The sequence below is a fragment of the Campylobacter sp. IFREMER_LSEM_CL2194 genome (assembly GCF_025771685.1).
In the GTDB taxonomy this organism is placed as follows: domain Bacteria; phylum Campylobacterota; class Campylobacteria; order Campylobacterales; family Campylobacteraceae; genus Campylobacter_D.
The window spans coordinates 25,782-43,951 of record NZ_JAKMQS010000004.1 but is presented as its reverse complement, the minus strand read 5'-3'; the positions used below and the strand labels follow the sequence as shown (position 1 = coordinate 43,951).

Below are 18,170 nucleotides of genomic sequence, written 5' to 3'. Positions count from 1 at the left end.
ACCTTTTTTTATATAATTTTTTATGAAAAAATAGCTTGAATTTTATTATAAATTACCTAAGAAAGTTATTAAATGGCATATATAAAAAAGAAACTAGCAAATAATGGAAAAAAGGCATTTAGACTACTTATGGATGAGTTGAAAATTTCTATGCGTGAAGCACAAAAACTCATTGATAAAAAAAGATTATTTTGTGATGGAAATTTGGTAGAAGAAAAAAATAAATTTTTAAATGGTTTAGTAGAATTAATCATATATGAAAACAACCCCAAAGGATTAGAAATAGTTTTTGAAAATGAAGATTTTGCCATCGTAGAAAAACCAAGTGGAGTGCTAACTCATCCTAATGGGCGCAATTGTGCTTATAGTCTTTGTGATGAAATTTGGCATTTATGGGGTGAAAAAGCTTGCGTGGCTCATAGACTAGATAAAGAAACAAGCGGACTTTTACTCATAGCAAAGCATAAAAATGCACAAATTGAGTTAAAAACTATGTTTGAAAAAAGATTAGTGCAAAAAAGCTATCTTGCTCTAGTAAAAGGAAAAACTGAAAAAGAATTTATAGTAGATAAAAGCATGGATTTAACTAAAGACTATGATACAGTAAAAGCTAGGATGCATATTTGTGAAAATGGCAAAGAAGCTTTAACACAATTTTATACTTTAGAATATTTTGAAAATTTAGATGCTAGTTTAGTTTTAGCTAAACCTCTAACAGGCAGACAACACCAAATAAGACTACATTTGTTTCATGTGAAACATAAAATTTTAGGTGAACCTTTATATGGTTTAGAAAAAACACAAATAGAGCAAATATTAGATGGAAAAATGAGTGGTATAAAAAGAGCTCAAATCACAGGTGCTAAAAGACTGCTTTTACACTCTTTTAGCTTAGAATTTACATATAAAAATCAAAAATTTTTGATACAATCTCAAAAAGATATAAAAGACGAGTTTTTAAAGGAAATAATACAATGAAAGAAAATATTCCCATTGGATACTTTTGTCCTCATAATATCGGAGATATGGTTGCTAGTTTAGATATGCTATATGCAATTAAATATATTTACCAAGCAAATATAACAGTTTTTTGCAGAAAAAACACTGAGTCCATTTTAAAAAATTTTAATTTTATTGATCATATAGAACTAATTGAAAAAATTGATGAAAATATTATCGATCAAATCAATAAATATTCACTAGATTATTTAATATCATTTCATGCAAAATCTTTTTTAATTAAACTTCTTATAAAAACAAACACAAAAAATATTATTGTAAAAGCAAAATTTGTTAGTGTATTTTCTTTTAAATGTAAAACTATCTTTACAAGTATAACAAAAAGATTTTTTAAAAATAGAAGTGATAGAGATAGAATGTTATATTATGCTAGAAAAATAGATCCTAAAAAATTTGATAAATGTATAAAAAGAATCAATTTTGATACCACTATAAAAACATTAGATGAAAACAAAGATATTGTTAAAAATTATCTTCAAAAAAATAATATTAAAAATTTTATTATTATAAACCCTTTTAGCATTACAGTAGATTTTACACTAAACCTAGTTTCATTTTTTGATCTCATAGCAAAAATTCGATTTTCATATCCAAATATAAATATTATTATTCCAACTTATAATGATATTCATGACACTTTTATAAGAAGTGTTAAACAACATAATATAAATCTTTTATCAGAAATTTATATTTTTAAAAACAATGATGATATTTTAAATTTAGTAGAACTTATATCTCAATCAAAATGTATTATTAGTCCTAGTACAGGCCCAATTCATATTGCAAGCAATATAAAAATCCCTAGTATTGGATTATATCCTAAAAAGGATAGTATATTTTGGCCAACATACAACAAAGACTATGTTTTTATCGATAAAAAATGCAATGAATTATTATGTCATGAAATAGATAAAATTATAACAGATGTCATTGATAGATTAAAAAAATATATCAATTAATCTTCAACCTGATCTTCATTTTTTAATACATAAATAATTCCACCAAGTCCTATGATTACCACTATGCTTATAAAAATAAGTTGGACTATATCTAAAAAAGTCATTGTTTACTCTGCCTTTCTTTAAGCTGTCCGCATGCAGCTGAAATATCAAGTCCCTTGCTTTCTCTTATCGTACAAGTAACACCTTTTGCACTTAAATAATCTTGAAATTTAACCGCATTTTCAACACTTGGTCTTTTATATAAACTTCCTTCGTGTGGATTAAAAAGTATTAAATTTACTTTAGCTTTTATACCATTTAAAAGTTTGACTAATTCTTTTGCATGTTCTATTTTATCATTTATACCATCGATTAAAAGATATTCAAACATCACTCTTTTACGCTGATCTATAGGAAAATTTCTCACCGCTTCCATAATGCTTGCAATATTATAAGCTTTATTAATAGGCATTAATTCACTTCTAAGCTCATCATTTACAGCATGGAGCGAAATAGCCAAAAGCACACCTAAATTCATTTCTCCAAGCTCTTTAATTTGCTTTGCTAAACCACTTGTACTTATAGTTTGTCTTCTAGGGCTTATCGCTAAAGCATCATTATCAGCTAAAATTTTAACTGCCTTAGAAACATTTTTAAGATTATCCAAAGGCTCTCCCATACCCATATAGACTATATTAACCCTTCTTTCATAAGGTATGTTGTTATGTTTTTTAATCCATAAAATTTGTCCTACTATTTCTCCTGCAGTCAAATTTCTTTTCAAACCGCCTTTAGCAGTCAGACAAAAACTGCACCCACTTTTACACCCCACTTGAGAGGAAACACAAATAGTATATCTTGCATGTTTGATGATTTTTCCATTTTCATCTACAAGCTCTTCTTTCATAGGTAGCAAAACAGCTTCTATTTTTTTACCATCTAAAAGCTCAAAAAGATATTTAATACTCCCATCTTTGCTTTTTTCATCTTTCACACATTTTAAAGGTGAAAAATGAAAATTTTCTTGTAAATACACTCTAAAGTCTTTTGGTAAAGATGACATTTGTAAAAAATCATCTGCATATTTTTTATATACCCATTCAAAAATTTGCTTTGCTCTAAATTTTGGCTGGACTAAATTTTCTAATTCTTCTTTAGTAAAATCTAATATATTTTTTAATTCACTCAATTTTTTTCCTATATAAGTTTTTTATCTAACAAAAAATCTTTTAATAATTCTTTTGCTTCTTGATGATTTTTTAAAAAATCTTCATGTGCAAATTCATTACAAAAATTTGTAGCACATAAATAACAAATTCCTTCTATTCCTTGCATTTTTACACAAGAAAGAACAGCGTATGCTTCCATATTTTCTATATGTACGCCTTTTTTAAAAAATTCTTGAGCAATATTTTCATCTTTGCAAATATAATTTGAAGAATTAATCATAGTTTCATGTGAAACATTTAATCTAATCTCATTTGCTATAGGTGTATAAAAACTATCAAATAAATCTGCGTATTCTAAATTTGTAGCATTAGAACTTTCATAAATGTCTAAAATTTTTCCTTCTTGGTAAATTCCACATGTACCTATAAAAATCACTCTATCTGTTTTTACTTGACTTAAAATTTTACCTAGAGAAAAAGCAGAATTAACTAAGCCTACACCTATACTTTGTGCAAATTTAAAATCCTCATTTCCTCCTGCACACACTATAAGATTTTTCAAAAATTAACCTTTATAAAAAATAATTCAAATTTTATCTAATTAGCGCTTAAAATAATGCTATAATTAATATTTTTTAGATAAAATAAATTTATGATAAAAGCAAAAAAACATTTTGGGCAAAATTTTTTATGTGATAAAAGCGTGGTAGATAAAATCATCCAAGCCATACCCAAAGATACTAAAAATATAGTTGAGATTGGGCCTGGCTTAGGTGATTTAACGCAAGAACTTTTGAAAATTCCACAAGCTCATATTAGAGCTTATGAGATTGATAAAGATTTGATTCCTATTTTAAATAAAAAATTTCAAAATGAGATTGAAGGTGGAAATTTTGAGCTTATTCATCAAAATGCAAGTGATGCTTTTGATCAAGGAAGTTTAAGCGATAAAGAGTACTTTTTAGTAGCAAATTTACCATATTATATTGCTACAAATTTGATTTTAAAAGCCCTAGAAGATCAAAATTGCCTTGGGCTTATAGTAATGGTGCAAAAAGAAGTGGCACAGAAATTTTGTGCGAATGAAAAAGAAAGTAATTTTTCGGCCTTAGGGGTGCTTTGTGCATTAATATGCCAAAGACAAATGCTTTTTGATATACAACCACAAAGCTTTAATCCTCCACCAAAAGTTACTTCAGCTGTAATGAAGTTAATAAAAACTACTCATTATCAGCAAAAATGTGAAAATATAGAAGCTTTTAAAGAATTTCTTAGAGCTTGTTTTCAAAATCCTAGAAAACAACTCTTATCTAATTTTAAAAATAAAAAAGAAAAAATTCTAAAAGCATTTGAAGCACTAGACATCTCTTCTACCTCAAGAGCTCATGAAATTAGCGTTGATTCATACCTTAAAATTTATGACCATTTAAAGGATGACTATGAGCGAAGAAAACAAAACTCAAGAACAAAATAAAACTAAAAGATTTAATAAATTTAGAAACAAAAGAAAAAAAGATTCACAAAATCAAGAGCAAAATAGCGAAATTAAAAATGAAACAAAAGTAGAAAATGCTCAAACTGAAGCTAGCGAAGAAAAAAAGAAAAAGAAAAAAAATAGAAATTTACCATCTAAATTAAGTGGTAATGAAGAATGGCAAATAGAACTTGCCAAAAGTATAGAAGCTAATAAAATCATGCACGAGCTAAGACTTCACCCTTTAAAACACAACAACTCAAGCGAACATAAAATTCGTATTACACCTTTGGGCGGGCTTGGGGAAATCGGTGGAAATATCACTGTTTTTGAAACTAATAATGATGCGATTATCATTGATATAGGTATGAGTTTTCCAGATGGAACTATGCATGGAGTAGATATTATCATACCTGATTTTGACTATGTAAGAAAGATTAAAAACAAAATTCGTGCTATCATCATCACTCATGCTCATGAAGATCACATCGGTGCTGTGCCATATTTTTTCAAAGAATTTCAATTTCCTATCTACGCAACACCTTTAGCACTAGGTATGATTTCAAATAAATTTGAAGAGCATGGTTTAAAGGCTGAGCGTAAATGGTTTAGACCTATAACAAAAAGACAAATTTATGAAATAGGTGAATTTAATTTAGAATGGATTCACATAACCCACTCTATCATCGATGCTTGTGCTTTGGCTATTAAAACTAAAGCAGGAACCATCATACACACTGGCGATTTTAAAATAGATCAAACACCAATTGATGGCTATCCAACGGATTTAAGTCGTTTAGCTCAATATGGCGAAGAAGGCGTGCTTTGTCTTTTAAGTGATAGCACAAACTCATATAAAGAAGGTTATACAAAAAGTGAAAGCTCCGTAGGTCCTACTTTTGATCAAATTTTTGCTAAAACTAAAGGCAGGGTGATCATGAGCACCTTTAGTTCTAATATCCACCGTGTATATCAAGCTATTAGCTATGGTTTAAAATACGGCAGAAAAGTGTGTGTTATAGGGCGTTCTATGGAAAGAAATCTCTATACCACTATGGAACTTGGCTATATCAAACTTGATAGAAAAATTTTCATTGACGCTGATGAAGTAAGCAAATACAAAGACAATGAAGTGCTAATTGTCACCACAGGAAGTCAAGGTGAGACTATGAGTGCTTTATATAGAATGGCAACTGATGAGCATAAATTTATCAAAATCAAACCTAGCGATCAAGTTATCATTTCAGCTAAAGCAATACCAGGTAATGAAGCAAATGTTTCTGCTGTGCTTGATTTTCTTTTAAAAGCAGGGGCCAAAGTAGCCTATCAAGAATTTAGCGAAATCCATGTAAGCGGACATGCTAGTATAGAAGAACAAAAACTCATGCTAACTTTGGTAAAACCTAAATTTTTCTTACCAGTGCATGGAGAATATAATCATATCAATAAACACAAAGAAACCGCTCTAAAATGTGGTATACCTGAAAGAAATATCTACTTAATGAGTGATGGGGATCAAGTAGAGCTTTGTCAAAAATACATCAAACGCGTTAAAACAGTTAAAACAGGAAAAGTCTTTGTAGATAATCAAATCAACAAACAAATCGCAGATGATGTGGTAATTGATAGACAAAAACTAGCAGATAGTGGCATAGTTGTCATCATCGCCCAGCTTGATAAAGCAAGTAAAACACTAATTAATAAACCAAGAGTATTTAGTTATGGCTTGGTAGCTGATAAACAAGACGGAGCATTCTCAAAAGAAATGAGTGATGTTTTAAGTCAATTTTTCCCAAATGTAAAAGATGAAATTTTAGATAATCCAAAAGTTTTAGAAGCTCAAATTAGACAAGTACTAAGAAAGCATATTTTTAGAAAAATCAAGAAATATCCAACCATAGTACCAACTATTTTTGTGATGTAAAGAAAAATTATGAGAATTAATAAATTCATCTCACACAATAGCAAATATTCTCGCCGTGAGGCTGATGAGCTAATCAAGCAAGGCTTAGTAAAAATCAATAAAAAAACGGCCTTGCTAAGTGATAGCGTAAATACTGAAGATAAAGTTTTTATCAATGGTAAAAAACTCCATAAAAAAACACAATTTTCAGTCATCATTTATCATAAACAAAAAGGTGAAATAGTTAGTAAAAAAGATGATAGAGGTAGAAAAACCATCTATCATACTTTACCAAAACAATTTAGCACTTGGCTTAGTGTAGGAAGGCTTGACTTTGCAAGCGAGGGATTGCTTTTACTAACTGATTCACCTGTGATAGCAGATGCGCTTATGCATAGTGATTTAGAAAGAGAATATTACTTAAAAGTAAAAGGTAATATAGATAAAAATGTTATCGAAGCTATGCAAAATGGCTTAGAAATTCAAAATGAAAAAAAAGGAGCTCATGCTAAAACTAAAATAACCTCAATGAGTTTTGCTCCATTTTTAGGCTTTGAAATTTTTGGCTCAAGTGGTGGCTATACAAAGCTAAAAGTAATCATTAATGAAGGTAAAAATAGAGAACTAAGACGCTTTTTTGGGCATTTTGATTTAGAAGTGATGGATCTTAAAAGAGTAGCTTTTGGAGCATTAGATCTTGGTATGTTAAAAGCAGGAAAATATCGTTATTTGGAAAATGGCGAGTATGAAAAACTACGCGATTTTTTAAAGACAAATAATATAAAATATTAAATTCACATTATTTCCACAAAGAATTTTTATAATTTTTCAAAATATTTAAAAAAGGAAAAATTAATGAAAATTCTAACTACTCTTTTTAGTGTAATTATGGTTTTTATTGCAGTCACACATGAAGAAACTCTTGCGGAAAAATTAGAAAATCAATGTCAAGATCAAAAATCTTGCATAGTAAAAGCCATGAATATGATTAATTGATACTTTAAAATTACTTAAATTAATTAAATTTTAATTTTAATCTTGTATAATTAGCAATTTAATTTATATAAAAAAGGAAAATTATGGCAAACCATAAATCTGCTGAAAAAAGAGCAAGACAAACTATCAAAAGAACTGAAAGAAATAGATTTTATAGAACAAGATTAAAAAACATTACAAAAGCGGTTCGCGAAGCAGCAGCAAACAATGACAAAGAAGCTGCACAAAATGCACTAAAAGTAGCTAATAAAAGCATTCACGCTATGGTAAGCCGTGGATTTTTGAAAAAACAAACTGCATCACGCCGTGTGAGTAGATTAGCATTATTGGTAAATAAATTAGCATAATTTTAATGTTAGCTGATAAACTCAAACCTTTTTTAACACGCTTTGATGAGCTAAATACTCTTCTTAGCGATGTTAATATCTCTAATGATATTTCTAAAATGACAGCTCTATCTAAAGAGCAAAAGAATTTAGAACCCATAGTAGAAAAAGCAAAAGAATACCTTAAAACTTTAGATGAAATCGAAGAAAATAAAATTCTTTTATCTGATGCAGAACTAGGGGAGCTTGCAAAAGAAGAGCTTAAAAATCTCGAAGTCTTAAAACCACAACTTGAAGAAGAATTAAAAATTCTTTTATTGCCTAAAGATCCAAACGATGATAAAAATATATTTTTAGAAATTCGTGCTGGAACAGGAGGAGATGAAGCTTCTTTATTTGTTGGGGACTTAGTAAAAGCTTATATACGCTATGCTGAAAATCGTGATTACAAATACGAAATCGTAAGTTCTAGCGAGGGTAGTGTAGGGGGATTTAAAGAAATTATCATTCTCATCAAAGGAAATGGAGCTTATTCAAGATTAAAATACGAAGGTGGAACGCACAGAGTTCAAAGAGTACCTGAAACAGAATCTCAAGGTAGAGTTCATACTTCAGCTATTACAGTGGCTATTATGCCAGAAGTTGATGATGTTGAAATTCAAATCAATCCAAATGATTTAAAAATCGATGTAATGCGTAGTAGCGGTCATGGTGGACAAAGTGTTAATACCACAGATAGTGCTGTAAGAATTACTCATATTCCAACAGGTATAGTTGTGGTAAATCAAGATGGCAAAAGCCAGCATAAAAACAAAGAAAGTGCTATGAAAGTCTTAAAAGCAAGACTTTTTGAAATGCAAGAACAAGAACGCTTAGCAAAAGAAAGCCAGGCAAGAAAATCTCAAGTTGGAAGCGGTGATAGAAGCGAACGCATACGCACTTATAATTTCCCTCAAAATAGAATTAGCGATCATAGAATAAATCTTACTTTATATAGACTTGATGCGATTTTGGAAGGTGGTCTTTTTGATGAGATCATCGAGCCATTAATCGCTTATTACCAAGCAGAAGCTTTAAAACAAGAAAATTTATAATTTCTTGTTTTAATTATTACTTGCTAATAAAATTCTATATTGTTTTTTATCCACATTTATCAAAAGAGAAGCAAGTTTAAAAGCTCTGAATTTTTCCATTATAAAAAGATCTTTACTATCTTTTAAAACTATAGCAACTAAATTTTTCATCACTTTATCAAGCCAAATATTTTTATATTTATCATTTGCTGAATGATACCTTCCAATAGCATTCCAACTAAAGCCATGTTTTTGTATAATCTCATGAAGTAATCTCGCTGCTATGTCAATATTTACACTAGCTTTTACAATCTCACTCTCACTAATCCCATAGCGTTTTAAATGAATGCTATTGATTTGCATTAAGCCATAATCTCTTGTTTGATTTTTATTTTTGCTAGTGATATTATGCTTATAAGCTGCATTTTCTGTTAAAGCTATGGCTTTGAGTAAAGCCGTCGGTATATTGTACTTTCTAGCTGCAGTTTTAAAGTCTTTATCGTACTTATAAAAATCTTCAGGTATATAAGTATCGCCTATAAAAATTTTTGTATCAAAAGCAAAAGTAAAATTAAAAAATACTACTAACAATAAAAAATTTTTTAACATTTTACTCCTTTATATTACTTATACTATAGCAAATTTATAAATAAAAACTATGTAGCTAAGTTAATGAATTATCTAAGAATTTCTTTTATAGTAAGTTGTGGGGTGATTAATCCTCTAAAATTATTTTTAGAAACACTAGCTATAAGATCAATGCTTTCTCCAAGTTCTGGCTCATAGTCAAAATTAAAAAATAAAGCTTCTAGAGTTTTATTTCCTTGAGTTAAAATAAGCTTCATATGATTTTCATCTTTACCTAGCTTTCTTTTATTTTTTACAAAAAGCTTGTCAAATTTAAAATATGGCCTTGGATTTTTATGCCCAAAAGGCTCAAAAAATTCTAATATCTCTAAAAGTTCAAAATCAACTTCATTTGGATCAATACTACCTAAAACCTCATCAGCATTATAAAAGTCATCTTTAGGGATATTTTGACAAATTTCATAAAGCCTACTTTTAAAAACACCAAATTTTTCAAGCTCTACTAAAACTCCAGCTGCACCTTTATGTCCACCATAGCTTAAAACAAATTCTTTAGCTTGTTCTATAACATTTAAAATATCTATCCTACCCACACTTCTAACGCTAGCTTTAGCCTTTTGCTCACATTCTGAAAAAACAAAGGCAGGTTTGTTAAAATGCTTTGCCAAACGACTTGCAACTATACCCAAAACACCTTCATGCCAATTTTGGCCATTGACAATAATCACAGGATCATTTTCATCAACTTGTTCTAAACACTGCTTAAAAAGCTCACGTTCTTCATCTTTACGGCTATTATTATAAGTAATGATTTGTTCTAAATAACCCATAACCTCATCAATATTTTTAGAATGTAAAAATTTATAAGAAATAATCGCATCATCCATTCTTCCTGCACTATTAATCAAAGGTGCGATTAAAAAGCTGATATTGTCAAGTTCAAATTTATCCTTACCAAAATACTGCTTAATCGCTTTAAATGCCACTCGTTTTGAATCATTAATACACTCTATACCTTTTCTAACTAAGGCTCTGTTTAAATCTCTAAGCTCCATCATATCTGCGATAATTGCAATTGATAAAAGCTCTATAAATTTACACATATTATAATTAATCTTACATACTTCTTTTATAGCAGCGACTAAATACCAAGCCACTTGAGCCCCACAAATTTCAATATCAGGAAAATCACAATCTTGTTGTTTAGGATTAATGATCGCATAAGCTTTTGGTAAAGTAGCTGGAGGCATATGATGATCAGTAATGATTAAATCAATTCCTTTTTGTAAACAAAGTTCTGCTGCATCAAATGCTGCTATGCCATTATCTACAGTGATGATTAAATCTACCCCATCAAGTTCATTGATGATTTCTTCATTTAGACCATATCCATCTTTAAAACGATTTGGAATTTTTACCACATAGTCATATCCGATATCATCAAAAAATTCAGATAAAATCACACAAGAAATCACCCCATCTACATCATAATCCCCAACAATAGCAAGCTTTTGATTTTTTTCAATCGCTTCTTTAATACGTAAAGCACCCTTATAGACATCTTTTAAACAAGATGGCATAGGTAAATCACAAAGCTTTACATGTGTATCATTGATAAAACGCTGGTGTAAAATTTCTTTTATTTTGGCTTTATTTAGCATGATTTGTTAAAGATGCCTTGATAAAAGAAAAAATAGCCGGATTAACCCTAACTAAGCGTGAAGTAAATTCAGGGTGAAACTGCACTGCTAAGAAAAATGGATGATCTTTAAGTTCCACAGCCTCAACTAAACCTTCATTTTCCCCACTTATAATAAGCCCATTTTTCTCAAACATTTCTTTGTATTTTGGATTGGCTTCATAACGGTGGCGGTGGCGTTCTTTTACGCTTTTTTGATTATCATAAACCTTACTTAAAAGTGTATTTGGCTTGATATGACACTCATAAGCCCCAAGACGCATAGTTCCACCAAGTGGAGTTTTACTTGTTCTAATTTGCTTTTCCCCACTTGCGTCAATAAATTCATCAATCAAAAAGATGATAGGATTTTTACAATTTGGATTAAATTCATGAGAATTAGCATCTTCAAGTTTTAAAACATTGCGTGCAAATTCCACTAAAGAAAGCTGCATACCCAAACAAATTCCTAAAAATGGAATTTTATTTTCTCTTGCATATTGTATGGCTTTGATTTTTCCTTCTACCCCACGATAACCAAAACCACCTGCTACTAAAATCCCACTTACATCTTTAAAGCTTTCTTCGATATTTGCATTTTCTAATTTTTCACTATCGATCCATTTTAAATTTACTCTTGCATCAAGTGCTGCACCTGCATGGATAATGGCTTCTGTTAAACTTTTATAGCTTTCTTTTAAATCTACATATTTTCCTACAAAAGCAATGCTAAGTTCATTACTTGGAGCGATGACTCTTTTTACTAAAGAATCCCATTCATTCATATTTGGCTTTAAATTTTGAAGATCTAATAAACTTGCAATAGAGTTTAAAATATCTTGTTTTAAAAAATTTAATGGAATTTGATAAATACTAGCTGCATCCACACTTTCTATAACGCAGTTTTTTTCAACTCCACATGAAATTGCGATTTTGTCTTTTAACTCTCTATCTAAAGATTTTTCACTTCTACAAATGATCATATCAGGGCTTATACCTATACGGCGTAATTCTCCCACGCTATGTTGAGTTGGTTTTGTTTTAAGTTCTCCTGCTGCTTTGATAAATGGCACTAAAGTTAAGTGAATATTAATAGCATTATATTTACCCACTTCAAGCTTTAAAGCTCTAATGGCTTCTAAAAATGGCAAGCCTTCTATATCTCCTACTGTGCCACCTATTTCAACAATTAAAATATCTTTATCAACTCCGGCCTTTTTAATGCGATCTTTTATCTCATCAACTATATGAGGGATTACTTGTATAGTTTTTCCTAAATAATCTCCTCTTCTTTCTTTTTCTATAACACTTTGATAAACTCTTCCTGTTGTGAAGTTATTATCCTGAGATAAGCTTTCATTTAAAAATCTCTCATAATGTCCTAAGTCTAAATCTGTCTCAGCTCCATCATCTGTAACAAAAACTTCCCCATGCTCTAAAGGACTCATCGTACCAGGATCAACATTGATATAAGGATCTGCTTTTAAAATACTTACTTTTAAACCTGAATTTTTTAAAATCGTAGCTATAGAAGCTGCTGCTATACCTTTTCCTAATGAGCTTAAAACACCACCGGTTACAAAAATATACTTAGTTTGTTTTAATTTCATAAAATAACCTTAATTTCTTTTTTTGAAATTATAACGAATAAAAAATTTTATTTTTATAAACATTTGTGTAAAATTCAATTATTTTTGAAGGAAATTTTCGATGAAAATCACATTATTAAATCATACTCCACTTTCTGTATGCTCTCATGCGACAAGAACATGTTGGCAAAGTTTTGACAAAGGCGATTGTGGTGGTGAGAAAGACAAAGAATTAATCGATCGTGTGGGAAATAAATTCAAACATGCTTCAACCTTAGAGCATTTAAACTATACTTTTTATATACAAGGTATTTCAAGAGCATGCTTACAAGAAGTTGCAAGACACCGCCACACTAGTCCTAGCGTAAAAAGCACAAGATATACTTTAAAAGAACTAAGAAATGAAAGTGAATTTAAAGAAAATGACTTTGAAAATGCTAAAAGATACTTGGTATTAACCGGAAATGAAGTGGTAGATAATGCAAGTATCAAAGCTTTAGAAAATCTGCGTTTGATTTTGCAAAATAGCATTAGTTTAGACATAGCAAAATACTGCTTACCAGAAAGCTATAAAACAGAATTAACTTTAACGATTAATGCAAGAAGTTTGCAAAATTTTATCACTCTAAGAAGCTCAAAATCAGCCCTTTGGGAGATAAGACAACTCGCAAATGCTTTATTTGAAAACTTGCCTGAGGAACATCAATTTATTTTTAAACATTGTGTTTATCAAGAAGAAAATTCCCAAGATTGATTGGGAATTTTTACTATATTTTTTTAAGAAATTCGGTTTTTAAAACAATCACACCAAATTTATCTACCTTAGCTTCAATTTCGGTGTCTTTGTTTGTAAGTTTAATGTTTTTTATAGTCGTGCCACGCTTTAAAGTAGTGCTTGCACCTTTTACTTTCAAATCTTTCACAACACTTACACTATCACCTGCATTAAGCTCAGTTCCATTTGCATCTTTTGGCATATATTCTCCTTAGAATTTATAAGTATATCCTAGATATAAACCATAATTTGTTTGTTTAGGATCATAAAAGTTTGATGAATTAGCAGTGCTGAAATTTCTTGTATTGTAATGAGTTTGTTCGGCTTTAAAACCAAATTCAATTTCATTTGCTTGATTTAACTCATATAAAGCACCTATTTTTGCCCCATAAGTATAACCATCAAAGTCTTGAGATAATGATAATATACTTGTTTTTAAAGTCATATCCGTTCTTGCATAACCGCCATATACACCTAAAACTGCTCTTGTTTTTTCAAAAATTTTTGGAGTAAAATCATAACCAAGCAAAAACTTATGTGTAGTAAATTCTCCATCAATTTTAAAACTTGTGGTATTGATTACATCACTAAATTCACTTGAATAATTATAAGCACCATAAATTCTATGGTTTTCACTAAAACGATAACCAACTCTTAAACCAAAAACAGGAACATCACCTTCTAAATCACCATTAAATTTTTTATTGTTTTTAGTATGATCAAGATCAGATTTTACCTTGGTATGGAACCATCCTGCATCAATACCTAAAAGCAAACCCGAATTTTCATCAGCTAAAGCTAAATTTGAAACCAAAGCAACACTTGCTACTAAACTAAATAATTTTAATTTCATATTTTCCTCCTTTAAAATAAGACTTAATATATCCTTTTATTTTTAATAAAAATTTAATTTTGTGGCACTACTAAGTCAGATCTACATTCAATCACAGTATGCACATTACCACGAGGATTAAAATCGCCTACTACTTTTATCCATTTTGGATCAAGTTTTTCTTTTAAAGTATTATAAATTTCATTAATGCTTGCTTCATGTGAAACATTTCTATACATAAAAGTATTGATATAAAGTTTGATTGCTTTAAGTTCTACTACTAATTTATTTGGAATGTATTCTAAGTAAATCGTAGCAAAATCAGGATATCCACTACGTGGACAACAACACATAAATTCAGGCAAAGTAATTTTAATCACATAATCATTTTTAGCATCATTTGGCCAAACTTCCATATTTTCTACATTAAATTCTTTAATTTCTTTTTCACCATATCTCATTTTTTATCCTTATAAATTAATTTTGTTCTTTTATTAAATTTTTAATTTTTTCTTTCTCTGTTTTTTGTAAAAAAGAAGCATTTACAGCATTAATACAAAGTTTTTTAACCTCATCTTTACTAAGCTTAAAAGTTTCATCTAAGGCTATAAAATTTTCTAAGATATATCCACCAAAATACGCAGGATCATCTGAATTTACACAAACACAAAGATTTTGTTTTAAAAGTTTTAAAATATTATGTTCTTGCATATTTTGAAAAACTTTTAATTTTATATTTGATAAAGGACACATTGTTAGTGGAATTTGACTTTTTGCTAATTGTTTTACAAGCTCTAAATCTTCTTCACATCTTACACCATGATCTATTCTACTTACACCAAGCTCTAAAGCTTGTTTGATATACTCACTACTTCCTTCTTCACCCGCATGCATAACTAACAAAAAACCTTCTTCTTTAGCTTTTTGAAATAAATTTTTAAATTTAAAAGGAGGATTATTGATTTCAGAACTATCAAGTCCTATGGCTTTGATTTTATCTTTATATAAACAAAGCTCATCTAAAGTTTTTAAACCCTCATCCTCGCTTAAATGCCTTAAAATACAAGCGATTAAAAAACTTGAAATTCCAAATTCTTCTTTTGCTTTTTGTAAAGCTTGCCAAATTCCTTCTATAACATCTTTTAAAGGTATATTTCTAGTAGTATGAGTTTGAGGATCAAAGAAAATTTCAGTATGAACTATATTTTGTTCTTTACACTTTTTCATATAAGCAAAGGTTAAATCATAAAAATCTTGCTTGGTTTGTAAAACATTTGCACCTTGATAATATATATCTAAAAAATCTTGTAAATTTGAAAAATCATAAGCTTTTTTTATCTCATCTTCGCTTTTATATTTTAAAACGATGTTATTTCTTTTAGCTAATTCAAACATCATTTTAGGCTCTAATGAGCCTTCAATGTGTAAGTGTAATTCTACTTTTGGGATATTTTGTAAAAAAGTTTTCATTTTATAAATCAAACATCTAAATGTTTAACATCTTTAGCATGAGCTTGTATGTACTCACGGCGTGGTTCTACATCATCACCCATGAAAAGGTTGAAAGTATCATTTGCTCTTTGAGCATCTTCTATGGTGATCTTTAACAAACGACGATTACTTGGATCCATAGTTGTTTCCCAAAGTTGTTCAGGATTCATCTCACCAAGACCTTTATAGCGTTGTATATAAGCACCTTTTTTAGCATTTTTTTCAACTTCATCTAAAATTTCTAAAATATCTTTATCAAATTTTAAATCTCTATCTTTGATTTTTTGATAAATATAATTTGCCTCTTCATATAAAGGATTAGCAAATAAATCATCATTGATGATAAGCTCTTCTAAGCCATTTTCAGTTTGTACATAAACACGAATTTCATTTTCATTGATGTATGAATTTAAGATATTGTGATTTTGTTTTTCTAAAAATTCTTTTATGACTTTAAATAATTCTTCATTAGAAGCTTTTATTAAATCAGGATTTTCTATCAAATATCTAATCACTGAAATCACATTAAATCTTTTTTCTAATTCTTTTAAAACACTTCTATAAGCTGCAACGATTTTTAGAAAATCTTTTAAATCGTTTAATCCTATACCCTCATAAGTAGAGCTTTCTATACCTGTTTCGATCAAATAATCATTTAAAGCTTTTTCATCTTTTAGATAAATTTCTTTTTTCTGACCTTTTTTATAGCGATATAAAGGTGGTTGAGCTAAATAAATATGTCCATTTGTTACAAGATCATTCATAAAGCGGAAGAAAAATGTTAAAAGCAAAGTTTGTATGTGAGAACCATCCACATCAGCATCAGTCATGATGATGATTTTATGATATCTTAGTTTTTCTATATCAAACTCATCACCAATCCCACAACCAAAGGCTGTGATCATATTTTGAATTTGTTCACTTTTTAAAATTTTATCTAGTCTTGCTTTTTCAACATTGAGTATTTTACCTCTTAAAGGTAAAATCGCTTGGAAAGTTCTTTCTCTACCTTGTTTTGCAGAACCTCCCGCACTATCACCCTCAACTAAATAAATTTCGCTTTCACTTGGATCTTTACTTTGACAATCAGCTAATTTTCCTGGTAAAGTCCCTACACTTGAACTTTCTTTTTTTCTTGTTAATTCTCTAGCTTTTTTAGCTGCTTCTCTACCACGAGCTGCCATTAAAGCTTTATTCATGATAGCTTTTGCTTCAATAGGATTTTCTTCAAAATATTTTGTCAAATATTCAAAAGAAGCCTTAGAAACTATAGGTCTAACATAGCTTGAACCTAATTTTCCTTTAGTTTGTCCTTCAAATTGCGGTTCAGGTACTTTAACACTTACTACTGCTATCAAACCTTCTCTTACATCATCACCTGTGATTTTAGAATCTTTCTCTCTAGCACTAGCATTTGCTTCAATGTAATTACTTATAACACGAGTTAAGCCCATTCTAAAACCTGCTTCGTGCGTTCCACCATCTGGAGTTTTGATATTATTTACAAAAGAAAGTAAATTTTCACTGTAACTATCATTATAAAGCAATGCTACTTCAACATTTACATCTTCTTCATCTACATTGAAAAATATTGCCTTAGTTAAAGCTTGTTTTTTATTTAAATCTGTAACAAACTGGCTTATACCACCTTCAAAATGAAAACTTTCTGCTTTTCCTACGCGGTTATCTTTAAAATTTATAGTAATTTTTGGATTTAAATATGCAAGTTCACGAAATCTTTTAGCTAAAATTTCATAATCAAAATCAGTCACTTCAAAAATTTGATCATCTGGCCAAAATTCTATGATTGTCCCTGTTTTTTTACTTTTACCTATGGTTTCAAAATTACTTGTGACTTTACCTTCTGAAAATTCTTGTCTGTAAATTTCTCCATCTCTATGTACTGTAGCAACTAATTTTTTTGATAAAGCATTTACAACACTCACACCAACCCCATGTAAACCACCTGAGACTTTATAAGTATCTTTATCAAATTTTCCACCTGCATGAAGCACGGTTAAAACTACAGTTAAAGTAGGGATATTTTCAGTAGGGTGAATTCCTACAGGAATTCCTCTACCATTATCACTTACTATACAAGAACCTTCTGTAGTAATTTCTACATTGATCGTATCACAAAAACCTGCCATAGCTTCATCGATAGAATTATCCACTACTTCATAAATCATATGATGAAGACCACCTATATTGGTATCACCTATGTACATACCAGGGCGTTTTCTAACAGCTTCTAAGCCTTTTAAAACTTTAATATTTCCTGCGCCGTAATTTTGATTTTCTTGCATTTATTTTCC

At 29.6% G+C, this 18,170-nt stretch carries 20 protein-coding genes; 9 read left to right on the top strand and 11 right to left on the bottom strand.

What is annotated here, in order from left to right:
* Nucleotides 1-72 precede the first annotated feature (72 nt).
* Both L8V79_RS02710 and L8V79_RS02705 read left to right on the top strand, forming a co-directional pair.
* On the top strand, nt 73-978 hold the full coding sequence (locus L8V79_RS02710) for an RluA family pseudouridine synthase (RefSeq protein ID WP_263702397.1): 906 nt from the start codon (nt 73-75) through the stop codon (nt 976-978).
* On the top strand, nt 975-1,979 hold the full coding sequence (locus tag L8V79_RS02705; protein ID WP_263702396.1) for a glycosyltransferase family 9 protein: 1,005 nt from the start codon (nt 975-977) through the stop codon (nt 1,977-1,979). Before L8V79_RS02710 ends, L8V79_RS02705 begins: the two co-directional genes overlap by 4 nt.
* Here the strand turns inward: L8V79_RS02705 and L8V79_RS02700 are convergent.
* Genes L8V79_RS02700 through L8V79_RS02690 form a run of 3 tightly spaced genes read right to left on the bottom strand, consistent with a single transcriptional unit; the run spans nt 1,976 to nt 3,692 of the window.
* Complete coding sequence (locus L8V79_RS02700; RefSeq protein WP_263702395.1) at nt 1,976-2,083, bottom strand: hypothetical protein; 108 nt, start codon at nt 2,081-2,083, stop codon at nt 1,976-1,978. The genes L8V79_RS02705 and L8V79_RS02700 overlap by 4 nt on opposite strands.
* The gene (gene rlmN / locus L8V79_RS02695; RefSeq protein ID WP_263682834.1) at nt 2,080-3,150 is read right to left on the bottom strand and encodes a 23S rRNA (adenine(2503)-C(2))-methyltransferase RlmN; all 1,071 of its coding nucleotides are present in this window, start codon (nt 3,148-3,150) and stop codon (nt 2,080-2,082) included. Before rlmN ends, L8V79_RS02700 begins: the two co-directional genes overlap by 4 nt.
* 8 nt (nt 3,151-3,158) lie before the next feature.
* The gene (locus L8V79_RS02690) at nt 3,159-3,692 is read right to left on the bottom strand and encodes a purine-nucleoside phosphorylase (protein ID WP_263702394.1); all 534 of its coding nucleotides are present in this window, start codon (nt 3,690-3,692) and stop codon (nt 3,159-3,161) included.
* A gap of 90 nt (nt 3,693-3,782) precedes the next feature.
* Here L8V79_RS02690 and rsmA point away from each other — a divergent pair, with 90 nt between their 5' ends.
* The 6 genes from rsmA (at nt 3,783) to prfA (ending at nt 8,923) form a co-directional block, all read left to right on the top strand.
* The gene (gene rsmA / locus L8V79_RS02685; protein WP_263702393.1) at nt 3,783-4,604 is read left to right on the top strand and encodes a 16S rRNA (adenine(1518)-N(6)/adenine(1519)-N(6))-dimethyltransferase RsmA; all 822 of its coding nucleotides are present in this window, start codon (nt 3,783-3,785) and stop codon (nt 4,602-4,604) included.
* Entirely contained in the window at nt 4,570-6,528 is a 1,959-nt protein-coding gene (locus L8V79_RS02680; RefSeq protein ID WP_263661398.1) for a ribonuclease J, read from the top strand. The genes rsmA and L8V79_RS02680 overlap by 35 nt, the downstream gene beginning before the upstream one ends.
* Nucleotides 6,529-6,537: 9 nt before the next feature.
* The gene (locus L8V79_RS02675; RefSeq protein WP_263702392.1) at nt 6,538-7,299 is read left to right on the top strand and encodes a pseudouridine synthase; all 762 of its coding nucleotides are present in this window, start codon (nt 6,538-6,540) and stop codon (nt 7,297-7,299) included.
* Nucleotides 7,300-7,362: 63 nt separating this feature from the next.
* Entirely contained in the window at nt 7,363-7,503 is a 141-nt protein-coding gene (locus tag L8V79_RS02670; protein WP_257396458.1) for a hypothetical protein, read from the top strand.
* Between the two features lie 83 nt (nt 7,504-7,586).
* On the top strand, nt 7,587-7,850 hold the full coding sequence (gene rpsT / locus L8V79_RS02665; protein WP_039617063.1) for a 30S ribosomal protein S20: 264 nt from the start codon (nt 7,587-7,589) through the stop codon (nt 7,848-7,850).
* Nucleotides 7,851-7,855: 5 nt separating this feature from the next.
* Nucleotides 7,856-8,923 carry a peptide chain release factor 1 gene (gene prfA / locus L8V79_RS02660; RefSeq protein ID WP_263663683.1) on the top strand — a complete coding sequence of 356 codons (1,068 nt, stop codon included), beginning with the start codon at nt 7,856-7,858 and terminating at the stop codon, nt 8,921-8,923.
* A 9-nt stretch (nt 8,924-8,932) separates the two neighbouring features.
* Here the strand turns inward: prfA and L8V79_RS02655 are convergent, their stop codons facing one another.
* From L8V79_RS02655 to L8V79_RS02645, 3 genes are all read right to left on the bottom strand, one after another.
* Nucleotides 8,933-9,511 (bottom strand): lytic transglycosylase domain-containing protein, encoded by a 579-nt coding sequence (locus L8V79_RS02655; RefSeq protein ID WP_263679297.1) that lies wholly within the window; start codon nt 9,509-9,511, stop codon nt 8,933-8,935.
* A 68-nt stretch (nt 9,512-9,579) separates the two neighbouring features.
* Nucleotides 9,580-11,151, bottom strand: a complete 1,572-nt coding sequence (gene recJ, locus L8V79_RS02650; protein ID WP_263702391.1) for a single-stranded-DNA-specific exonuclease RecJ — start codon at nt 11,149-11,151, stop codon at nt 9,580-9,582.
* Complete coding sequence (locus L8V79_RS02645; RefSeq protein ID WP_087699096.1) at nt 11,141-12,778, bottom strand: CTP synthase; 1,638 nt, start codon at nt 12,776-12,778, stop codon at nt 11,141-11,143. The genes recJ and L8V79_RS02645 overlap by 11 nt, the downstream gene beginning before the upstream one ends.
* Nucleotides 12,779-12,878: 100 nt before the next feature.
* Here L8V79_RS02645 and thyX point away from each other — a divergent pair, with 100 nt between their 5' ends.
* Nucleotides 12,879-13,511, top strand: coding sequence for an FAD-dependent thymidylate synthase (gene thyX, locus L8V79_RS02640; protein ID WP_039617054.1), 633 nt, complete (start codon nt 12,879-12,881; stop codon nt 13,509-13,511).
* A gap of 13 nt (nt 13,512-13,524) precedes the next feature.
* Here thyX and L8V79_RS02635 read toward each other — a convergent pair whose 3' ends face one another.
* The 5 genes from L8V79_RS02635 to gyrB are packed head-to-tail and all read right to left on the bottom strand — an operon-like array spanning nt 13,525 to nt 18,161.
* Nucleotides 13,525-13,734, bottom strand: a complete 210-nt coding sequence (locus L8V79_RS02635) for an alkylphosphonate utilization protein (protein WP_039617052.1) — start codon at nt 13,732-13,734, stop codon at nt 13,525-13,527.
* Nucleotides 13,735-13,743: 9 nt separating this feature from the next.
* Entirely contained in the window at nt 13,744-14,385 is a 642-nt protein-coding gene (locus L8V79_RS02630) for a porin family protein (protein ID WP_263702390.1), read from the bottom strand.
* Between the two features lie 53 nt (nt 14,386-14,438).
* The gene (gene queF / locus L8V79_RS02625; RefSeq protein WP_263702389.1) at nt 14,439-14,825 is read right to left on the bottom strand and encodes a preQ(1) synthase; all 387 of its coding nucleotides are present in this window, start codon (nt 14,823-14,825) and stop codon (nt 14,439-14,441) included.
* A gap of 16 nt (nt 14,826-14,841) precedes the next feature.
* On the bottom strand, nt 14,842-15,834 hold the full coding sequence (locus L8V79_RS02620; protein ID WP_263702388.1) for an adenosine deaminase: 993 nt from the start codon (nt 15,832-15,834) through the stop codon (nt 14,842-14,844).
* A gap of 8 nt (nt 15,835-15,842) precedes the next feature.
* A complete protein-coding gene (gyrB, locus tag L8V79_RS02615) occupies nt 15,843-18,161 on the bottom strand; it encodes a DNA topoisomerase (ATP-hydrolyzing) subunit B (RefSeq protein WP_115644741.1) in 2,319 nt (772 codons plus the stop codon).
* Between the last annotated feature and the right edge of the window lie 9 nt (nt 18,162-18,170).